The sequence below is a fragment of the Hoyosella rhizosphaerae genome (assembly GCF_014643175.1).
GTDB classification, from domain to species: domain Bacteria; phylum Actinomycetota; class Actinomycetes; order Mycobacteriales; family Mycobacteriaceae; genus Lolliginicoccus; species Lolliginicoccus rhizosphaerae.
Genome location: NZ_BMJH01000003.1, coordinates 1 through 19,017, shown reverse-complemented (window position 1 = coordinate 19,017; position 19,017 = coordinate 1). Strand labels below are relative to the sequence as shown.

Annotated in this window: 20 protein-coding genes; 18 read left to right on the top strand and 2 right to left on the bottom strand. The window is 57.1% G+C overall.

Features of this window, described 5'->3' with window-relative positions; translation table 11 throughout:
• Positions 1–105 precede the first annotated feature (105 nt).
• From rho to prfA, 3 genes are all read left to right on the top strand, one after another.
• Positions 106–2,151: a transcription termination factor Rho gene (gene rho, locus IEW73_RS11825; protein WP_268236326.1), complete on the top strand. Its 2,046-nt coding sequence runs from the start codon at positions 106–108 to the stop codon at positions 2,149–2,151.
• 183 nt (positions 2,152–2,334) lie between these two features.
• Positions 2,335–2,562 carry a 50S ribosomal protein L31 gene (gene rpmE / locus IEW73_RS11820; RefSeq protein WP_188675248.1) on the top strand — a complete coding sequence of 76 codons (228 nt, stop codon included), beginning with the start codon at positions 2,335–2,337 and terminating at the stop codon, positions 2,560–2,562.
• Positions 2,563–2,646: 84 nt separating this feature from the next.
• Positions 2,647–3,717 (top strand): peptide chain release factor 1, encoded by a 1,071-nt coding sequence (gene prfA / locus IEW73_RS11815; protein ID WP_188675245.1) that lies wholly within the window; start codon positions 2,647–2,649, stop codon positions 3,715–3,717.
• A 109-nt stretch (positions 3,718–3,826) separates the two neighbouring features.
• On the opposite strand, the gene IEW73_RS11810 is transcribed toward prfA, so the two are convergent.
• The gene (locus tag IEW73_RS11810) at positions 3,827–4,312 is read right to left on the bottom strand and encodes a hypothetical protein (protein ID WP_188675242.1); all 486 of its coding nucleotides are present in this window, start codon (positions 4,310–4,312) and stop codon (positions 3,827–3,829) included.
• 108 nt (positions 4,313–4,420) lie between these two features.
• On the opposite strand from IEW73_RS11810, the gene prmC reads away from it, so the two are divergent.
• The 14 genes from prmC to IEW73_RS11740 all read left to right on the top strand — a co-directional run bounded on the left by prmC (position 4,421) and on the right by IEW73_RS11740 (position 16,954).
• Positions 4,421–5,305 carry a peptide chain release factor N(5)-glutamine methyltransferase gene (prmC, locus tag IEW73_RS11805; RefSeq protein ID WP_188675239.1) on the top strand — a complete coding sequence of 295 codons (885 nt, stop codon included), beginning with the start codon at positions 4,421–4,423 and terminating at the stop codon, positions 5,303–5,305.
• A 10-nt stretch (positions 5,306–5,315) separates the two neighbouring features.
• Positions 5,316–5,981 carry an L-threonylcarbamoyladenylate synthase gene (locus IEW73_RS11800; RefSeq protein ID WP_188675235.1) on the top strand — a complete coding sequence of 222 codons (666 nt, stop codon included), beginning with the start codon at positions 5,316–5,318 and terminating at the stop codon, positions 5,979–5,981.
• A gap of 16 nt (positions 5,982–5,997) precedes the next feature.
• Positions 5,998–7,299, top strand: a complete 1,302-nt coding sequence (gene glyA / locus IEW73_RS11795; RefSeq protein WP_188675232.1) for a serine hydroxymethyltransferase — start codon at positions 5,998–6,000, stop codon at positions 7,297–7,299.
• 51 nt (positions 7,300–7,350) lie between these two features.
• Positions 7,351–8,526, top strand: a complete 1,176-nt coding sequence (locus IEW73_RS11790; RefSeq protein ID WP_279345091.1) for a glycosyltransferase family 4 protein — start codon at positions 7,351–7,353, stop codon at positions 8,524–8,526.
• A gap of 33 nt (positions 8,527–8,559) precedes the next feature.
• Entirely contained in the window at positions 8,560–9,060 is a 501-nt protein-coding gene (locus IEW73_RS11785) for a Cg1360 family ATP-synthase-associated protein (protein WP_372433630.1), read from the top strand.
• A 303-nt stretch (positions 9,061–9,363) separates the two neighbouring features.
• Entirely contained in the window at positions 9,364–10,149 is a 786-nt protein-coding gene (gene atpB / locus IEW73_RS11780) for a F0F1 ATP synthase subunit A (RefSeq protein WP_188675230.1), read from the top strand.
• Positions 10,150–10,239: 90 nt separating this feature from the next.
• A complete protein-coding gene (locus IEW73_RS11775) occupies positions 10,240–10,479 on the top strand; it encodes an ATP synthase F0 subunit C (protein ID WP_188675228.1) in 240 nt (79 codons plus the stop codon).
• A gap of 2 nt (positions 10,480–10,481) precedes the next feature.
• Positions 10,482–11,036: a F0F1 ATP synthase subunit B gene (locus IEW73_RS11770; protein WP_188675225.1), complete on the top strand. Its 555-nt coding sequence runs from the start codon at positions 10,482–10,484 to the stop codon at positions 11,034–11,036.
• Between the two features lie 6 nt (positions 11,037–11,042).
• Positions 11,043–11,864: a F0F1 ATP synthase subunit delta gene (locus IEW73_RS11765; protein ID WP_188675222.1), complete on the top strand. Its 822-nt coding sequence runs from the start codon at positions 11,043–11,045 to the stop codon at positions 11,862–11,864.
• Between the two features lie 104 nt (positions 11,865–11,968).
• Positions 11,969–13,612: a F0F1 ATP synthase subunit alpha gene (gene atpA / locus IEW73_RS11760; protein WP_188675220.1), complete on the top strand. Its 1,644-nt coding sequence runs from the start codon at positions 11,969–11,971 to the stop codon at positions 13,610–13,612.
• Between the two features lie 48 nt (positions 13,613–13,660).
• On the top strand, positions 13,661–14,626 hold the full coding sequence (locus IEW73_RS11755; RefSeq protein ID WP_188675218.1) for a F0F1 ATP synthase subunit gamma: 966 nt from the start codon (positions 13,661–13,663) through the stop codon (positions 14,624–14,626).
• Between the two features lie 5 nt (positions 14,627–14,631).
• Positions 14,632–16,080, top strand: a complete 1,449-nt coding sequence (atpD, locus tag IEW73_RS11750; protein ID WP_188675216.1) for a F0F1 ATP synthase subunit beta — start codon at positions 14,632–14,634, stop codon at positions 16,078–16,080.
• Between the two features lie 6 nt (positions 16,081–16,086).
• Positions 16,087–16,455, top strand: a complete 369-nt coding sequence (locus IEW73_RS11745) for a F0F1 ATP synthase subunit epsilon (RefSeq protein ID WP_188675213.1) — start codon at positions 16,087–16,089, stop codon at positions 16,453–16,455.
• 61 nt (positions 16,456–16,516) lie between these two features.
• A complete protein-coding gene (locus IEW73_RS11740; protein WP_229675974.1) occupies positions 16,517–16,954 on the top strand; it encodes a DUF2550 domain-containing protein in 438 nt (145 codons plus the stop codon).
• Positions 16,955–16,996: 42 nt separating this feature from the next.
• On the opposite strand, the gene IEW73_RS11735 is transcribed toward IEW73_RS11740, so the two are convergent.
• Positions 16,997–17,584, bottom strand: coding sequence for a cob(I)yrinic acid a,c-diamide adenosyltransferase (locus IEW73_RS11735; RefSeq protein ID WP_188675211.1), 588 nt, complete (start codon positions 17,582–17,584; stop codon positions 16,997–16,999).
• A gap of 50 nt (positions 17,585–17,634) precedes the next feature.
• On the opposite strand from IEW73_RS11735, the gene murA reads away from it, so the two are divergent.
• Positions 17,635–18,888, top strand: coding sequence for a UDP-N-acetylglucosamine 1-carboxyvinyltransferase (gene murA, locus IEW73_RS11730; protein ID WP_188675209.1), 1,254 nt, complete (start codon positions 17,635–17,637; stop codon positions 18,886–18,888).
• The last annotated feature ends 129 nt before the right edge of the window (positions 18,889–19,017 follow it).

The window sequence follows — 19,017 nt, the reverse complement described above, 5'->3', positions numbered from 1 at the left end:
ATCTCCGTGACAGAAACGGATGTAATGACAAACCCAGAAACCGACGCTGCTGTCGCCGCCGCAACTAAGCGGGCACAAGCACGGCGCAAAGCCGGCCTTTCCGGAATGGTATTGGCTGAGCTCCGTGCGCTAGCCGGAAACCTCGGAATTCGCGGCACTTCGGGAATGCGAAAAAGCGACCTCATTTCCGCAATCGAAGAGCGCCAGCGTGCGAATGCGGCGCATTCACAGACGCAAAAAAACACCGAAAAGCCATCGAGTGAAGCGTCAAAGGCTGAAGCAAAGACGGAAGCTGCACCAAAGGTGGAAGCAGCAAATGAAGCTGACGCACCACAGAATCAACGTGCTCGGCGTCGTGCGACGTCGCGGCAGGGCGATGCGCCCAAGCAGTCCGATGGCGCCACAGTTGCTGCTCAAGCTGAAAACGGTGATGGCGAGGCGGACAATCGGAGAAGCCCAGCTAGAGCTAAGAATGAGTCAGGTGCTGAGCCCGCTGTGACTACTGCCAGCGGCGAAGCCTCGAATGAGTCGGCGCGTAAGGACTCATCCGCGCAGTCCGAGAAGCAAAATGATCGATCCGGGCAGCAAGATCAGAGGACCCGATCGAACAGCGGCCAGGACAATAACCGAGACGACAATGAAGGCTCTCCGCGACGCCGCCAGCGTGGTCAGGACGGCTCAGGTCGTCGCGACGGTGATCAAGGCCAGCGAAACAGTAACCGTGACCAGGGCAACCGCGATCAAGGTGGCCGGGATCAGGGCAACCGTGACCAGGGTGGCCGTGATCAGGGTGGCCGTGATCAGAGCAACCGGGATCAGAGCAACCGGGATCAAGGCAACCGGGATCAAGGCAACCGGGACCAGGGTCCTCGGGACCAGGGCAACCGCGACGGAGACGACGACGGTGACGGCCGCGGACGCCGCGGGCGTCGATTCCGGGAGCGTCGCCGCACCAGGAACGATCGCCCCAACGATTCCAACGAGGCTGAAATTCGTGAAGACGATGTATTGCAGCCAGTTGCGGGCATCCTCGATGTCCTAGACAACTACGCCTTTGTTCGCACATCTGGCTACCTTGCGGGCCCCAACGATGTGTACGTCTCGATGAACATGGTGCGGAAGAACGGTTTGCGCCGTGGCGACGCCATCACGGGTGCTGTGCGGCTACCAAAAGAGGGTGAGCAAGGCAGCCAACGCCAAAAGTTCAACCCCTTGGTGCGCCTCGATACCATCAATGGAACCGCACCTGACCAGGCGCGTAAGCGGGCTGACTTCAGCAAGCTAACACCGCTATATCCGAATGAGCGCCTTCGTTTGGAAACAGCGCCAAACATTCTTACCACCCGCATAATCGACCTGATCATGCCAATTGGTAAGGGCCAACGTGCGCTTATTGTGAGTCCACCGAAGGCCGGTAAGACAACCGTCCTTCAAGACATCGCTAATGCCATCGCGGTGAACAACCCTGAGTGTTATCTCATGGTGGTGCTCGTCGACGAACGACCTGAAGAAGTCACTGACATGCAGCGATCAGTCAAAGGCGAAGTAATTTCGTCGACATTTGACCGCCCGCCGTCAGATCACACATCAGTCGCGGAACTCGCGATCGAACGTGCGAAACGACTCGTTGAAATCGGTAAAGACGTTGTGGTGCTGCTCGACTCGATCACTCGACTTGGTCGCGCATACAACAACTCTTCGCCCGCCTCAGGCCGAATTCTCTCCGGTGGTGTTGACTCCACTGCTCTATTCCCGCCGAAACGCTTCCTGGGTGCGGCGCGAAACATCGAAAATGGTGGATCGCTCACCATTATTGCTACCGCGATGGTGGAAACAGGCTCGCAGGGCGACACCGTTATCTACGAAGAATTCAAGGGCACAGGCAACGCGGAACTTAAACTCGACCGACGGATCGCCGAACGCCGTGTGTTCCCCGCTGTCGACGTGATTCCGTCTGGAACACGACGAGATGATCTGCTCCTCGGTCCTGACGAGTTCGCTGTCCTGCACAAGCTGCGTCGAGTGCTTTCAGGGCTTGACGCACATCAGGCCATCGACTTGCTTGTGGACCGTCTCCGCAAGACAAAAAGCAATGTTGAGTTCCTTATGCAGGTGCAAAAAACTACACCTGGCATGATGAACGACGACTAGCTGTTTGGACGCCGCGTACGCTTGGTGAATTACCAAGTTGTGCGCGGCGTCTGACATAATTGGGTGACATATCTGAGTTCCGGTTCACGGCGCGCAAACCTTGAGGACACATGTCCCACCTACCACGAACACTCGTGGTTTTCGAGGTTGCCGACCCGGCGGCTCCCACTGAAAGAGACATAGATGAAAAAAGATATTCACCCTGAATACTTAGTGACCACCGTGGTGTGTGGTTGCGGCCATGCTTTTGATACTCGAAGCGCTGCTGGACGTGAACGCGTCACCGTCGAAGTGTGCTCCGAATGTCATCCGTTCTATACGGGCAAGCAGAAAATTTTGGACACCGGCGGTCGCGTCGCTCGTTTCGAAGCGCGCTACGGTAAGCGTCAGCGCACAACAGCGAGCGCATAGTCTTACACACCACGCCCGATCTGCGCCCAGCGCAGGCCGGGCGTTGTGCTTTCAGCAGTACATCAGGTGAGGGAGAACAGCATAATGAGCCAACCATCGGCAGTCGATGATGTCATCGCGGAATACGAGGGTCTTGAGCAGATGCTCGCAGATCCGGCGCTTCACGATGATCCGGTGGCGGCGCGAAAAGCAGCAAAGCGGTACTCCCAGCTGTCGCCGATCATTGCGACGTATCGGAAGCTAACTTCAGCGCAAGAGGACCTTGAGGCCGCTCGCGAATTCGCCTACGACGATGCGGCGTTCGCTGCAGAGATACCGGCTCTTCAAGAAACCGTCGACCAGCTGTCGCATGCCCTTACCGATATGCTTGCACCGCGCGACCCCCATGATGGCGACAACATTGTCCTCGAAGTTAAGTCAGGGGAGGGGGGCGAAGAATCAGCGCTCTTTGCTGCTGACCTTGCCCGTATGTACCTCAAGTATGCCGAGAAGCAGGGCTGGAAAACTGAGGTACTCGATTCCACAACTTCGGATCTTGGTGGATTCAAAGACATCACGGTCTCAGTTAAAGCGCGAAACGATTCCCCTGATGGTGTTTGGGCACGTTTGAAATTCGAAGGCGGCGTCCATCGTGTTCAGCGTGTACCAGTCACCGAATCCCAGGGGCGCATCCACACGTCCGCAGCAGGCGTTTACGTCTTTCCTGAACCAGAGGAAGCGGCAGAGCTGCAGATCGATGACTCAGATTTGCGGATCGACGTGTTTCGCGCCTCAGGCAAGGGCGGTCAGGGTGTTAACACCACTGACTCAGCTGTCCGCATTACTCACCTTCCAACGGGGCTCGTTGTGAGTTGTCAGAACGAGCGTTCACAGTTGCAAAACAAGGCGCGCGCGATGCAAGTTCTCGCAGCCCGACTGCAAGCAATCGCGGAAGATGAAGCTGAAGCCGAGAACGCGGCTGGTCGAAAGAGCCAAGTTCGCACAGTAGATCGTTCAGAGCGGATCCGAACCTACAACTTCCCGGAGAATCGCCTCGCTGATCACCGCATCGGCTTTAAGTCCCACAACTTGGACGCAGTACTGGCAGGCGAGCTTGATCCTGTCCTCGATGCGCTCGCCGATGCGGAACGCCAGGCGCGCTTGCAGGCTGAGTGACGCCGGTCTTACGACCCACCGAAGTTGAACACACAGGGGCTAAACGTGCTTTAGGGCCCACGGCAATCGCCGGACCGACCCTAAAGCACATTAGGCCGAGCGTGAATTCTTAGTCTGCAGCAACGGCGGTACCGGCAGGAACTTCGTCGCTCGTAAAGCCTGGAAGCAACACGCAAGTTTCGCCGCGTGAGTTCTCATAAAGACCAAACATTGCAGACAGGACAGTTCCAGGGCCCGTCTCCGCCATCGCTAGCGGCGCGACCGCAGTCTCGCCAATAGGCGTGGGCTCGAGGTCGACTGTGCCGAATGCCACTGCGCCACTGAGCGCTTCGGTCACATTCAGCCATGCAACCATCGCACCAGGACCACCCTGCTCGTTGATGACATAGGTGACGGACTCGGGCGGTAGGGAACCATTGTCCCCGGCGACGAATGACTGTGGTACTGCGACTCCGCCTGCACAGAGGGCGGGAGTCGGAGGCGTGTCGAATGGTTTTGCGGCAGCCACTCCGACCCCACTGAGGGTGACCAAGGAAGCTCCGGCGATGGAGGCAATTGCGGTGCGAACAAGTCGATTCGATGTGGTGTTTGGCATTGCGGATCCTCCTGTTGAATCAATTGCCCACAGGCTAGCGGACAAACTGCTCAAATTTGAGAGTGTCATCATTCTGTTGTCGAGCGGTTAACGTGGGAACCTAGACAAGTGATTCGACAAGTTGTTCGCTCCGCCATCCGTTCCGCAACCACAGTGCTCACCGACGCGGGTGTACCGTCCCCGCGCGTGGATGCTGAACTCCTTGCCGCGCACGTGCTTGGTGTGGACCGGGGACGACTTGCGTTCACGCCGTTCTTTACCAAAAGTGAGTACGAGCGATTCATTGAATTGGTTGACGAACGTCAGCGTCGTCATCCGTTGCAGTACCTCACGGGAACTGCTGCCATGGGAGACATTGACGTAACGGTCGGTCCTGGGGTCTTCATCCCGCGGCCCGAGACGGAACTCGTTTTCGCTTGGGCACTTGGCTATCTCGAAATGTGTGGCGTGCATCCCCCGACGGTTGTGGACCTATGTACCGGATCGGGTGCGCTGGCGCTCGCGGTGGCCAACGCCCGCCCCGACGCGGTGGTCCATGCGGTGGAGGTCGATCCAGACGCAATTCGTTGGGCTGAGCGCAATGCGGCAAAGCGAACCGAGGCGGGCGATACCGCAGTGATTTTGCATCGGGATGATGCAACTGACCAGGGTTTGCTCGCCGATCTGACGGGACAAGTCGATCTGGTGATGAGTAATCCACCGTACGTTCCGTCTGGTTCCGAAGTGACAGTCGAGGTGTCGAATTATGAACCTCGCCAGGCTGTGTTTGCCGGCGAGGACGGACTCGACGTTATTCGGCCAATAATCAAAAATGCTGAACGATTGCTGCGCCCAGGAGGCGGTTTTGTAGTCGAGCACGATGACAGCAACGGTGCGGCGACTGTGGCTTTGTTAGAGGAGAGCCAGAGTTTTCGTGACGTGACCCAGCACGCTGACTTGGCGGGGAAGCCGCGTTTCGTTTCGGCGATTAAAACTTTCGGTGGGCGCCTGTAGGCTTCGTTACGTGAGAACTGTGTATGACTGCGCTCGACCGGATTCGCGCGAAGCGGGAGTTACTGCGGCAATCCAGGCGATCAAGGCTGGCCGCCTGGTCGTCATGCCGACGGACACTGTGTACGGAATAGGCTGCGATGCCTTTGATTCGCATGCTGTAGCGTCGCTGCTCACTGCGAAGGGGCGAGGCCGTGAAATGCCTGTGCCGGTGCTTGTGGGTTCCTGGAGCACCATCGATGGCCTCGTCTATTCCGTGCCGCCGATAACTCGTTCGCTCATTGAGGCCTTCTGGCCCGGCGGCTTGAGCATCGTTGTGCAGCACGCACCGTCGCTAAGTTGGGATCTTGGCTACACCAGAGGGACTGTGATGCTGAGAATGCCGTTGCATCCAGTCGCACTCGAGATTTTGCGCGAGGTGGGGCCGATGGGTGTTTCTAGTGCCAACATTTCGGGACGACCTCCTGCCGCAACAGTCGATGACGCCGAGGAACAGTTGGGCGATTCAGTTGCGGTGTATCTCGACGGGGGACCGGCGCAACACAAGGTCGCTTCGACAGTGGTCGACCTGACTGGAACCCAACCACGCATTTTGCGGGAAGGTGCTGTCAATGTTGAGGCTGTGGCCGAGGTGCTAGGAATGAAACCTAGCGAACTCACCCCGACTGGTGCGTCGTGATGGCAGGATCGCGCCCGTGAGTACACCACAGTGGGGCCCGAACTGGTCAGCGCTAGAGGAAATTGATCCAGAAATTGCTGGCATCGTCCTCAGCGAACGCGACCGACTTAACGGTGGCCTCCAACTTATCGCGAGTGAGAACTTCACAAGCCCTGCTGTGCTTGCCGTTTTAGGATCAACCCTGTCGAACAAGTATGCCGAAGGGTACCCAGGCAACCGGTTTTATCAAGGGTGTGAATTTGTCGACGCGGCGGAGCGACTAGCCGTCGACCGGGCAAAGGAACTGTTCGGGGCAAACCACGTGAACGTCCAACCACACTCTGGGGCAAGCGCGAACCTCGCTGTGTATGCCGCATTCGCGCAACCGGATGATCCGGTACTGGCTTTGAGTCTCCCGCATGGTGGTCACCTCACGCACGGAGCCCGAATCAACTTTTCTGGCGCGTGGTTCACCGCTGTGCCGTATTCAGTCAATCGCGACACAGAGATGATTGACTACGACGAGGTGCGCGAACTTGCGCGACTACACCAACCACGAATCATTGTGTGCGGTGCAACGTCGTACTCCAGAGAGATGGATTATGCGATTTTCCGTGAGATCGCAGACGAAATCGATGCGATCTTGTGGGTCGACGCGGCGCACATCATGGGCCTAGTAGCAGGACAAGCAATTCCGTCACCGGTGCCTTACGCCGACGTGGTCACCACAACGACCCATAAGACGCTACGTGGGCCTCGTGGCGGGATGATTCTCTGCCGTACGGAGCATGCCGCTGCGATTGACAGGGCGGTTTTTCCCTTCAGCCAAAGTGGTCCGATGATGCACACGATCGCCGCTAAGGCTGTCGCGCTGCAGGAAGCTGCGACGCCCGATTTTCGCACGTACGCGCATTCGGTGGTGGAGAACGCTCGGGCGCTCTCGACAGCGCTCGAAGGGCACGGAATGCGACCCATTTCGGGTGGTACGGATACGCACCTCGTAGTGTGCGACGTCTCAGCCCTTGGTACCGACGGCGCCGACGCGGAAACACGGTGCGCTCAAGCAAATATTCTGCTTAACAAGAACGCGATTCCGTTCGACCCGCTGCCCCCTCGGACACCATCAGGAATACGCGTGGGGACTGCTGCACTTACCACGCAAGGGTTCGGTCGCGACGACATGTCCGTCGTTGCAGATCTCATCGCGGCTGCAGTTACTGCAGGAAAACCAGGGGAGAGGGTTGATGTTTCCCTCGCCGAGATCGCTCGTCAGGTGAGTGAGTTCGTTGCAGACAAACCCGCGTACGCCGTTGAAGGAATACAGAGCCTTCAGGGGTAAACCCGTGGCGCATTCTGTTGTTGAGATCGGCGCACGGTAGCGTTTCACTCCGTGAGCTTCACTGACCCTGCGATCGTCCTCCTGGCACAAGCCAACCGTGGTGCAGGCGTTCCCATTCGAGAACTCATGTTGATCTGCATTACCGCAGCGGTCATAACCTTCCTCGCTACAGGCCTTGTACGCGTGATAGCCGTTCGATTCGGGGCTGTCGCACACCCGCGTGACAGAGACGTTCACGTCGCGCCTACGCCACGATTAGGTGGCGTAGGCATGTTCCTGGGGATCTTGGCGGCCCTCTACCTTGCGCAACAATTGCCGGCTTTGACCCGAGGCTTCGAATTCAGCTCAGATGTGCGGGCAGTTCTCATTGCTGGTGCGGTAATAGTCGTAGTGGGAATCATTGATGATCGTTGGGGCCTCGATGCACTCACTAAGTTCATGGGGCAAATCACCGCCGCTGGCGTTCTCGTCATCTTCGGTGTCTCCTGGTACGTGCTCTACTTGCCGTTCGCGGGTGGTACAACGCTTGTGCTCGGGCAGTTGCAAGCCGCAGGTCTGACGGTTTTTCTCACAGTACTCATCGTTAATGCGATGAACTTTGTGGACGGTCTCGACGGACTCGCTGCAGGTCTGGGCCTAATTGCCGCGTTCTCGATCTGCATATTTTCCGTGGGATTGCTGTTTGATCAAGGTGGAGACGTCAGTGTGTACCCGCCAGCGATGATCGCTGCAGCGCTTGCGGGTGCATGCCTTGGGTTTCTTCCCCACAACTTCCATCCGGCGCGAATATTTATGGGCGATTCAGGTTCGATGCTCATCGGTCTGATGCTCGCGGCAATCTCCACTAGCGCCTCAGGCAAGATTAGTCTCGACTTCTATGGTCCACGCGATTTGCTCGGCCTTCTCGCGCCCCTGCTAGTCGTCCTCGCCGTGATGTTTATCCCGTTCTTAGATTTGTTGCTCGCCGTGATCCGTCGAACTCGAGCAGGGCGAAGTCCCTTTAGTCCGGACAAGATGCATTTGCACCATCGACTGCTTGAGATTGGGCATTCCCACCGACGGGTTGTTCTCGTCATTTACGGCTGGGTCGGCTTGTTAGCCTTTGCGGCAGTTGCGAGTTCGTTGCTCGACACCCGGTTTGTTACGCCAATTGTTGGGGTCTGGTTCGTGCTGATGGTGATTGTCACTTTCGTCCCGAGATTCAGAAGGTCGCAGCGACGACTGTGAGAAATTCGGTCAAGCACGTTACGCTGTGCGTCTGTGAGTACCCCGACGCATAGCGCTGATGAATCTGACAACAATCCGAGTTTGATTAATCCCGCTGTGGATACCACAGCGCCTCTCCGCACCGCTGTTCGCTACGGGCTGTACGGCCTTGTCGTGTTAACTATCGCTGGTTCTGGGATTGGCTATTGGGTTGCCGGTCTCCCAGGACTGTGGGGCGCACTGATCGGCTCTGCGGTCGGTGGCGGGTTCATTCTCTTTACTGCGGTGAGCGTCCTTCTATCTGCGCGGCTACCTTTGATCACCGCTGGTGCCGTAATTCTCGGTAGCTGGGCGATGAAAATGATGCTCGCGCTGATTGTGTTTGCGTCGCTGTCAAACTTTACTTTTTACAGTCAGCCGACCATGGCCATCGTTGTGATCGCGGCGTTGATTCTCGTGCTCGGAGCAGAGACGTACGGAGTCCTTTCGCAGCGCGTTCCGTATGTTGAACCTGATGAAACCAGTGTGAAATCAGACACAAACTCTGACGAATAGTAGTACTACACCAGGTAGTTTTTAAGAAATACTATGCCCAGCTTGCACGAACCGGGCAATAAGTTGATAGTGTCACCGTCTAGCGGGAACGATGTGACGTAGAAGTCCGACATACTTCACTCAGTCAGTTCCTGCAGGTGGCACAGCGGTCAAAATCACTGAAACGTGATGGCAGCCGCAACCACCTAGGTTTTGTGGGCGTGTCGCGCCTTGAACATGCGCCCATAGCCTGCAAGATCGTTACTGCCCGATCACGCCGCCGGAAGACCAGCGGCCGAACAACGGAAGAGACCGACGAGCGTCATGAACCTGGCTGCCGGTGAATTCCATCCGCCAACGCTGAAAGACTTCTTTCCGCCCGCGATCTTCTTCGAAGGCACCCCAATCGAGATCGATCGACTCATGGTCATCCGAGTTGCGGTGGCGATCTTGGTTGCGTTGTTCTTCGCTTTCGCATTGCGGAGTCCTCAACTCGTACCGCGCGGTGTGCAGAACTTTGCAGAACTAGCCCTCGACTTCGTGCGAATCCACATCGCAGAGGAACTTCTCGGTAAGGAGCAAGGACGTCGATTCTTGGCGCTCATCGCCACGATCTTCTTCCTCGTCCTAGGGTTGAACCTGACCGGCATCATCCCATTCTTGAACATCTCTTCTAACGCTCGAATAGGTATGCCGATTGCCCTGGCCGCACTGGCCTACATCACGTTTAACTACGTGGGCATCAAAAAGTACGGGTTCTTCCGGTACGTCAAGAGCAGCATTGTGGTTCCGAATGTCCCACCGTTCTTGCATATCCTCTTGATTCCGATCGAATTCTTCTCGACCTTTGTGCTCCGCCCGTTCACGCTGACCGTTCGTTTGATGGTCAGTATGATGGCCGGTCACATCATGCTCGTACTTTTCTTCAGTGCGACACATTTCTTCCTGCTCACAGCCGATGGCGCAATGAAGGTCTTCTTCCTGCCGTCACTCATAGCAGGTGTGGCCTTCACCTTCTTCGAACTTCTCGTGATGTTCCTGCAGGCGTACATCTTCGCGATGCTTACTGCTGTGTACATCGACCTTGCACTGCACGCCGAGGAACACTAGGCACTACCGCCACCACGATCCACTACGAAGAACAAAGACCTGACCTGGTAGGAATCCCTACCGGGCCAACAGAAAGGGAACGACAGAGCAATGAGCATCGCTTACCTAGCTCAGGAAACCACCACCAACGTGACCGGCTATGGCGCCATCGGTTACGGTCTCGCCGCAATCGGCCCCGGCATTGGTGTAGCCATCGTTGTCGGCAAGACCATCGAAAGCGTCGCACGCCAGCCTGAGATGGCGGGCCAGCTGCGTACTCTCATGTTCCTCGGTATTGCATTCACCGAGGCGCTTGCCCTTATCGGATTCGTCGCCGGCTTCCTGTTCTGATTATGTCCGGACACATCGCCATCCTTGCCGCCGAGGAACAGAACCCTCTGATCCCGGCTGTATATGACATCGTTTGGTCGATTGTCGCCCTGGCGGTCGTTGGTCTGGTCTTCTGGAAGTTCGTCGTTCCGAAATTCCAAGAAGTGCTTGAACGCCGGACCGAGGAAATCGAAGGCGGCATCGCACGTGCGGAAGCACTGCAAGCAGATGCGCGCACCGCTCTAGAGCAGTACCGCGCACAACTAGCCGAAGCCCGTGCCGAAGCAGGCAAGATCCGCGAGGAAGCACGCTCACAGGGCCAGCAAATCATCGATGAGATGAAGGTGCAGGCACAGGGCGAAGCCGATCGGATCGTCGCCACCGGTAGCACCCAACTAATGGCTCAGCGCCAAGGAATTGTCGCTGATCTACGAGGCGACTTGGGTAAAACCGCAGTCGACCTCGCAGAAAAAATCATTGGTGAATCGGTGTCGGACGACTACAAGCGGTCCGCCACAATCGACAGATTCCTCGAGGAACTCGAAGGCATCAGCGCAAACTCAGTATCTGGAAAGTGAGCACTCATGTACGCAGCGAGTCGCGAGGCGCTTTCAGCCACCCTGGCCGAGCTCGAATCAGCGATCAATAACGCTGGAAGCTCGGAAGACGCGGTAGCAGCGCAGATCGGAACGCAAATATTTGCGGTCGTCGATTTGCTCGATGAACAACGCTCCGCACGGATGGCACTAGCGGATGCTTCAGCACCTGCCCAAAGCAGGACAGATCTAGCTGAGCGTCTCCTAGCGAACAACGTCTCGACCGAGACCCTGTCGACGGTTAAAGCGGCCGTCAGCGAGGACTGGGCGAAGCCTTCGGACCTCGTGAACTCGCTCGTCACAGTTGGCAGGATTGCGCTCATGCGTTCTGCGGCAGCGCAGAACCAACTGGAAACAGTTGAGGACGAGCTTTTTCGCCTCAGCCGCATCACCGTCGCCAATGCAGAACTAGAACAGGCACTGTCCGACCGCACAAAGTCCGCGTCCGGCACGAAAACGCTCTTGTCGCGACTTTTGTACGGAAAAGTCACAGCAATAACGGAAGCCCTGGCTATCCAAGCTGTGTCACGCTCAAACAAGGCCCCAGCCGACGAATTCGCTGAACTCGCTGCGTTAGCAGCGGAGCAACGGGAACGTACTGTGGCGCACGTCCGCAGCGCGACCGCACTTTCGGAGGAGCAAGAAGCTCGGCTCAAGGCGGCACTGTCGGCAATTTACGGCAAAGAAATAGCCGTCCATGTTGAAGTTGACCCGGAACTACTAAGCGGACTCGTAGTACGAGTTGGCGATGAGGTCATCGACGGTAGCGCCGCAGGTCGCTTGGCGGCACTACGTAAAGCGCTGAAATAGGGCTACACAGCGACACCACGTCGGGACACAGGGCCCAACTGAACACATACTCCACGCGGTTATCCCGCTCGATAACCCAAAAGACTACCGAGAGTAGGAAAAACATGGCGGAGCTGACGATCTCCTCCGATGAGATCCGTAGTGCGATCGAGAATTACACCGCGAGCTTTTCACCGGACGCCTCACGCGAGGAGGTCGGGACAGTCGTCGATGCAAGTGACGGCATCGCCCACGTCTCCGGACTCCCCTCAGCAATGTCCAACGAGCTCCTTGAGTTCGCTGGTGGCGTCCTAGGCGTCGCGTTGAACCTCGAGGACCGAGAAATCGGTGCCGTTATTCTTGGTGACTTCCAGAAAATCCAGGAAGGCCAGCAAGTAAAGCGCACCGGCAACGTGCTCTCAGTGCCAGTCGGCGATGAATTTCTCGGCCGCGTTATCGACCCACTGGGCGACCCCATCGATGGACTAGGCGCCATTGAGGCAAGCGCACAGCGTGCACTCGAGCTTCAGGCAGCCAGTGTGCTTGAGCGGCAACCAGTCGGTGAGCCACTGCAGACTGGTATCAAGGCTATCGACGCGATGACCCCAATTGGTCGCGGACAGCGCCAGTTGATCATCGGTGACCGCAAGACCGGCAAGACAGCCGTATGCGTCGACGCAATCTTGAACCAGAAGGCAAACTGGGAGAGCGGTGACCCCACAAAGCAAGTTCGATGCATCTACGTCGCGATCGGGCAAAAAGGCTCGACCATCGCAGGTGTTAAGGCTGCGCTTGAGGAGAAAGGCGCGATGGAATACACCACCATCGTTGCTGCTCCTGCATCAGATTCCGCAGGTTTCAAATGGCTAGCGCCATACACCGGTTCTGCAATCGGTCAGCACTGGATGTACGAAGGCAAACACGTTCTGATCGTGTTCGACGACCTCACCAAACAAGCTGAGGCCTACCGCGCCATCTCGCTACTTCTTCGCCGCCCACCGGGCCGCGAGGCATACCCAGGTGACGTCTTCTACTTGCACTCCAGGCTCCTAGAGCGGTGTGCAAAGCTGTCCGACGAAATGGGCGCAGGCTCGATGACCGGCTTGCCAATCATCGAAACCAAAGCAAACGACGTGTCGGCGTACATCCCGACCAACGTGATCTCGATCACCGACGGCCAGGTCTTCCTCGAATCTGACCTGTTCAACAAGGGCATTCGCCCGGCGATCAACGTCGGTATCTCCGTCTCCCGTGTTGGTGGTGCCGCCCAGACAAAAGGCATGAAGAAGGTTTCCGGAACCCTGCGTCTCGAACTCGCGCAGTTCCGTGAACTCGAAGCTTTCGCCGCGTTCGCCTCCGACCTTGATGCTGCATCACGCGCTCAGCTAGAGCGTGGTCAGCGCCTCGTCGAACTTCTGAAGCAGGACCAGTACGCACCGGTTGCTGTCGAAGACCAGATTGTCACAATCTTCCTTGCGGGCGAAGGCGTGTACGACAGCGTCCCAGTCGAGGACGTTCGTCGCTTCGACACCGAACTCCTCGACGATCTTCACCGCAACGCTCCTGGCGTATACCAGGCAATCGACGGCGGTAAGGCACTCTCCGACGAAGCAATCCAAGAGCTGCTCAAGGCAACTGACGCCTTCAAGCAGAACTTCATCGCCTCGGACGGCAGCCGCGTAGTGAACGAAGCTGAAGTGGATGCGCTAGACGAGAGTGAAGTCGATCGCGAACAGGTCACCGTCAAGCGCAAGAAGGTTAGTCGATGACATACGCCATCGGCGAAACCGGAAGCGACCAAGGAAGGTGACTGACACATGGGTAGTCTGAGAGAGCTGCGCTCGCGCATCAAGTCAGTCAACTCGACAAAGAAGATCACCAAAGCACAAGAAATGATTGCGACGTCGCGGATCGCTAAAGCGCAAGCCCGCGTCGCGGCGCACACTCCCTACGCAGAAGAAATCACGAAGGTGCTTTCAGAGCTAGCGAGTGGCTCGCAATCGCTTGATCACCCACTCCTATCAGAACGTGCTGACTCAAGTCGCGCTGCAGTTCTGATCGTGACCAGTGACCGAGGAATGTGCGGCGGTTACAACTCAAACGTGCTGAAAGAAGCTGAGGAACTACTTCAGCTACTCCGCCAGCAGGGCAAAACCCCGGTAGTTTACGTCCTCGGCAACAAGGGGCTGATCTACTACACGTTCCGCGGACGTGACATTGCCGCATCGTGGACCGGTTTTTCCCAGGCCCCAGGCTACGTAGATGCAGCTCGTGCGAGTGATCACCTCGTCGAGGCGTTCATGGCTGGGTCAGGCAAGATGGTTGCTAATCCAAGTGGCGAAGGCGAAATCGAAGGGGTGGACGAACTTCACATCGTCTACACCAAGTTCGTATCGATGCTGAGTCAGCGCCCAGTCGTACGACGCATGGCGCCACTTGAAGTTGAAATCGAAGACGAGAATGTCGAACTCGGCGAGGACATGCTGAGCGACAAAGGCGAACCACAGCCTCTGTGGAACTTCGAACCCGATGCGGACACGTTGCTTTCGGAGATTTTGCCGAAGTACATCAGCACACGCATCTACGCGGCACTCCTCGAATCAGCTGCTTCCGAATCAGCTGCACGCCGCACCGCGATGAAGTCGGCAACGGACAACGCGACAGAACTTGCGAACTCCCTAACCCGGCAGATGAACCAAGCCCGACAGGCCATGATTACCCAGGAAATCAGCGAAATCGTCGGTGGAGCAAACGCTCTCGCCGCGACAGCAGGAAGTGACTGATCCAGATGACCGCCGCAGTAACAGAAACCTCATCGAACAGCTCAGCTACGAGCAACGGTCGTGTAGTGCGGGTCATCGGACCCGTGGTGGACGTAGAGTTCCCACGTGGCGCCGTGCCACCGCTCTTCAATGCGCTGCACGCCGAAATCACGCTTTCAGCCGTGGCGAAAACCCTCACACTCGAGGTTGCACAGCACCTAGGCGACAGCCTCGTGCGCACAATCTCCATGCAACCCACAGACGGACTCGTTCGCGGTACAACCGTGACGAACTCAGGGAAGCCAATCTCTGTTCCCGTCGGTGACGTCGTCAAGGGACACGTATTCAACGCACTCGGCGACTGCCTTGATGCGCCGGGTACCGGTCGCGACGGCGAGCAGTGGGGAATTCACCGCAAAGCTCCTGCATTCGACGAGCTCGAAGGCAAGACCGAAATCCTCGAAACCGGTATCAAGGTTATCGACCTTCTCACCCCTTATGTTAAGGGTGGAAAGATTGGTCTCTTCGGTGGTGCAGGTGTGGGTAAGACCGTGCTCATCCAGGAGATGATCACCCGTATTGCTCGCGAATTCTCCGGTACATCCGTATTCGCAGGTGTGGGGGAGCGTACCCGTGAGGGCACCGACCTCCACCTCGAAATGGAAGAGATGGGCGTTCTGCAAGACACCGCCCTCGTCTTCGGCCAGATGGATGAGCCACCAGGAACTCGTATGCGCGTCGCCCTCTCAGCGCTGACAATGGCTGAGTACTTCCGCGATGTGCAGAAGCAGGACGTGTTGCTCTTCATCGACAACATCTTCCGCTTCACCCAGGCAGGTTCGGAAGTTTCGACACTCCTCGGACGTATGCCATCAGCTGTGGGTTACCAGCCCACACTGGCAGACGAAATGGGTGAGTTGCAGGAGCGAATCACGTCAACCCGTGGACGCTCGATCACCTCGATGCAGGCGATCTACGTGCCGGCTGACGACTACACCGACCCAGCTCCAGCTACCACCTTCGCTCACCTCGATGCGACCACGGAGCTTTCTCGCCCAATTTCTCAGATGGGTATCTACCCGGCTGTGGACCCGTTGACATCAACGTCGCGGATCCTAGAACCGTCCATCGTGGGTGCCGAGCACTTCCGTGTCGCCAACCAGGTCAAGCAGATTCTTCAGAAGTACAAGGAACTGCAGGACATCATCGCGATTCTTGGTATGGACGAACTGTCTGAAGAAGACAAGATCGTTGTTGGCCGTGCACGCCGTATTCAGAAGTTCCTTGGTCAGAACTTCATTGTCGCCGAGAAGTTCACCGGCGAAAAGGGTTCAGTCGTTGCGCTTAACGACACAATCGAAGCTTTTGACCGCGTGTGCAAGGGCGAATTCGATCACCTCCCAGAGCAGGCATTCAACAGCTGCGGCGGACTCGACGATGTCGAAAAGGCCGCGGCTAAAATGGCTAGGAAGTGATCCTCAGTGGCTGAAATGACCGTAGAACTTGTTGCTGTGGAGCAGCGCTTCTGGTCAGGAAGCGCCACTCTCGTCGTAGCACAAACAACCGAAGGTGAGATCGGCATCATGCCAGGGCATGAACCGATGCTAGGCCAACTCACTGAGGGCGGCGTCGTGACGATCACCACCGACAACGGCGAGCGAGTTGTTGCCGCAGTTGACGGAGGCTTTTTGTCGGTCACAGCAAGGTCCGTAACTGTGTTGGCAGAGTCCGCACAGTGGGCGCAAGATGTTGTGGTTGATGAGGTACGCCAGCAGCTCGACGAAGCGGGCGATGACGCTAAACTAGCGGCTCGTGCGCGTGGTCGGCTGCGAGCGGTCGACCGGATGTGACTAGCATCCAACCGACCGGTTAGTCTAAACAAAAGACCGCGACGTTAAGGATGGTCCGCTAGTGAACAGTGGGATGATTGTTGGAATCATTCTCCTGGCACTATTGGCCACCTGCGTCGCGGTTTTTTTGTTCAGACTGTTCGAGATTAGGAACGGCGGAACGGGCGTCGTCGTCCGCCGACTTCCGTCAGGTGACTGTCAAGGATGGCGGTACGGCGTAGTTCGGTATCGCGACGAATCGTTGGACTTCTACCGACTGTCACGCCTTCTACCTGGCCCTAGCCTGCGGATCGACAGGCAAGCTGCGGAACTTGAGACACGTCGTCAACCAACTCCGCCGGAGTTTGACATTCTTGCACCAGACTCGACGATCTTGACTATCAATGACGGCGAATCTCGCTACGAGTTCGCTCTTGATCGGGGTGCACTCACCGCCGTGCTGGCGTGGATCGAGTCGCGCCCGCCTCGGCGAGCGCGACGTCGAAGCCGTTGGACATAACACCCCAACCGCTGCAGCGAGCAAATTATCCTGCTAGCAGCATTATTTCTCTGCCGAGTCAGGTTCGCCGCGAGGTTTCCATAAAACATCTCCGTCTGGGTTTGCGCACCGCCCGAGGATGAACAGCAGGTCTGACAGCCGGTTCAAATATTTGGCTGGCAATACCGAGGTGTGCTCAGGGTCGTCGTCGATCAACGCCCAAACTGCACGTTCAGCCCGCCGAGTGACCGTCCGCGCCACATGCAAAAGTGCAGACAGTTGGGTTCCTCCAGGCAGTATGAACGAGTTTAGGGGCTCCAAATCGGCGTTGAACTCATCGCACCATGTTTCAAGGCGCTGAATGTAGGTGCCATCAATGCGCAACGGCGGGTACTTCGGATCCTCGACTATCGGCGTACATAGATCGGCGCCCACATCAAACAAGTCGTTTTGAACTCGTAGTAGCGCCGCACGTATGGCATCGGGCGGGTCCGCCAAGGCGACAGCTACCCCAATCGCAGCATTGGCCTCATCTACATCGGCGTACGCGGCGATGCGCGGCGATGTCTTCGGAACACGCGAGAAATCTCCGAGTCCCGTCGAGCCATCGTCGCCTGTTCTTGTGTAGATCTTTGTCAGATGCACGCTCATGTGAGCACCGTACCCGCGAAAACCCTTGGATACAGATAAGCTAACTCACTGTGAGTGAACGATTTGTCGTGTCAGGTGGTAGCCGCCTCGAAGGTGAAGTTGTTGTTGGTGGCGCGAAAAACAGCGTCCTCAAGCTGATGGCAGCCGCTTTGCTTGCTGAGGGCACCACAACACTGACCAACTGTCCAGATATTCTCGACGTCCCTTTCATGGGTGACGTTCTACGTGGGCTTGGTTGTGAGGTGGAGATTGACGGGGCAACTGTCCGAATCACAACGCCGCACACGCTCAAACACAATGCCGACTTTGCCGCGGTGCGCCAGTTCCGAGCTTCGGTGTGTGTACTAGGCCCACTTGTTGCGCGTTGCGGAAAGGCGATTGTGGCTTTGCCTGGCGGTGATGCCATCGGTTCCAGGCCTCTGGATATGCATCAAGCCGGGCTTCGCCTGTTGGGCGCAACGAGCACTATCGAGCATGGTTGTGTTGTCGCTGAGGCAGACGAACTGCATGGGGCGGATATCAGGCTTGCGTTTCCTTCAGTCGGCGCAACGGAAAACATTGTTATGGCAGCTGTCTTGTCTAAAGGCAGAACTACTTTGGATAATGCCGCGCGTGAGCCAGAGATCGTGGATCTGTGCAACATGCTGAACGAAATGGGTGCGCAGATCGAGGGCGGTGGATCGAGCACGCTCACTATTCACGGAGTGGATTCGCTTAAGCCTGTCAAGCACCGAGTGATTGGCGATCGCATTGTTGCGGCTACTTGGGGAGTAGCTGCCGCCATGACGCGCGGAGATGTAACTGTTCGTGGCGTAAATCCCGCACACATCCAACTTGTATTGAATAAGTTGCGAGAAGCCGGCGCTGAAGTGACGCACGGACCTTCCTGGTATCGGGTAGTCCAGAAGGATCGGCCGAAGGCAGTGAACTTTGCGACTCTGCCGTATCCCGGATTCCCCACTGATTTGCAGCCGATGGCGATCGGTCTTGCCGCAGTAGCTGACGGAACGTCGATGATCACGGAAAACGTGTTCGAGGCGCGATTCCGTTTTGTGGAAGAAATGGTCAGGCTTGGGGCAGACGCTAGAACTGACGGACATCATGCGGTCATCCGTGGTGTGGAAATGTTGTCTAGTGCGCCTGTGTGGTCTTCCGACATTCGTGCAGGTGCCGGTTTGGTGCTCGCTGGGCTGTGCGCCGATGGTGTTACTGAAGTTCACGACGTCTACCACATTGACCGTGGATATCCGTCGTTCATTGAGGACATCACTGGTCTTGGCGCTGATGTGCGCCGGGTTGAGTGACGTTCGCAGTGAGCGTCCGCGAGGTGTAGTTCCCGGAGCTGCCTGCGTGAGCTGGTGGTTTGTGTTTGGTGTGGGTTGTGTGTAACTTATGTTCTCGCCGCTGTGACGCGGAGCCGGTGCACCGGGGGT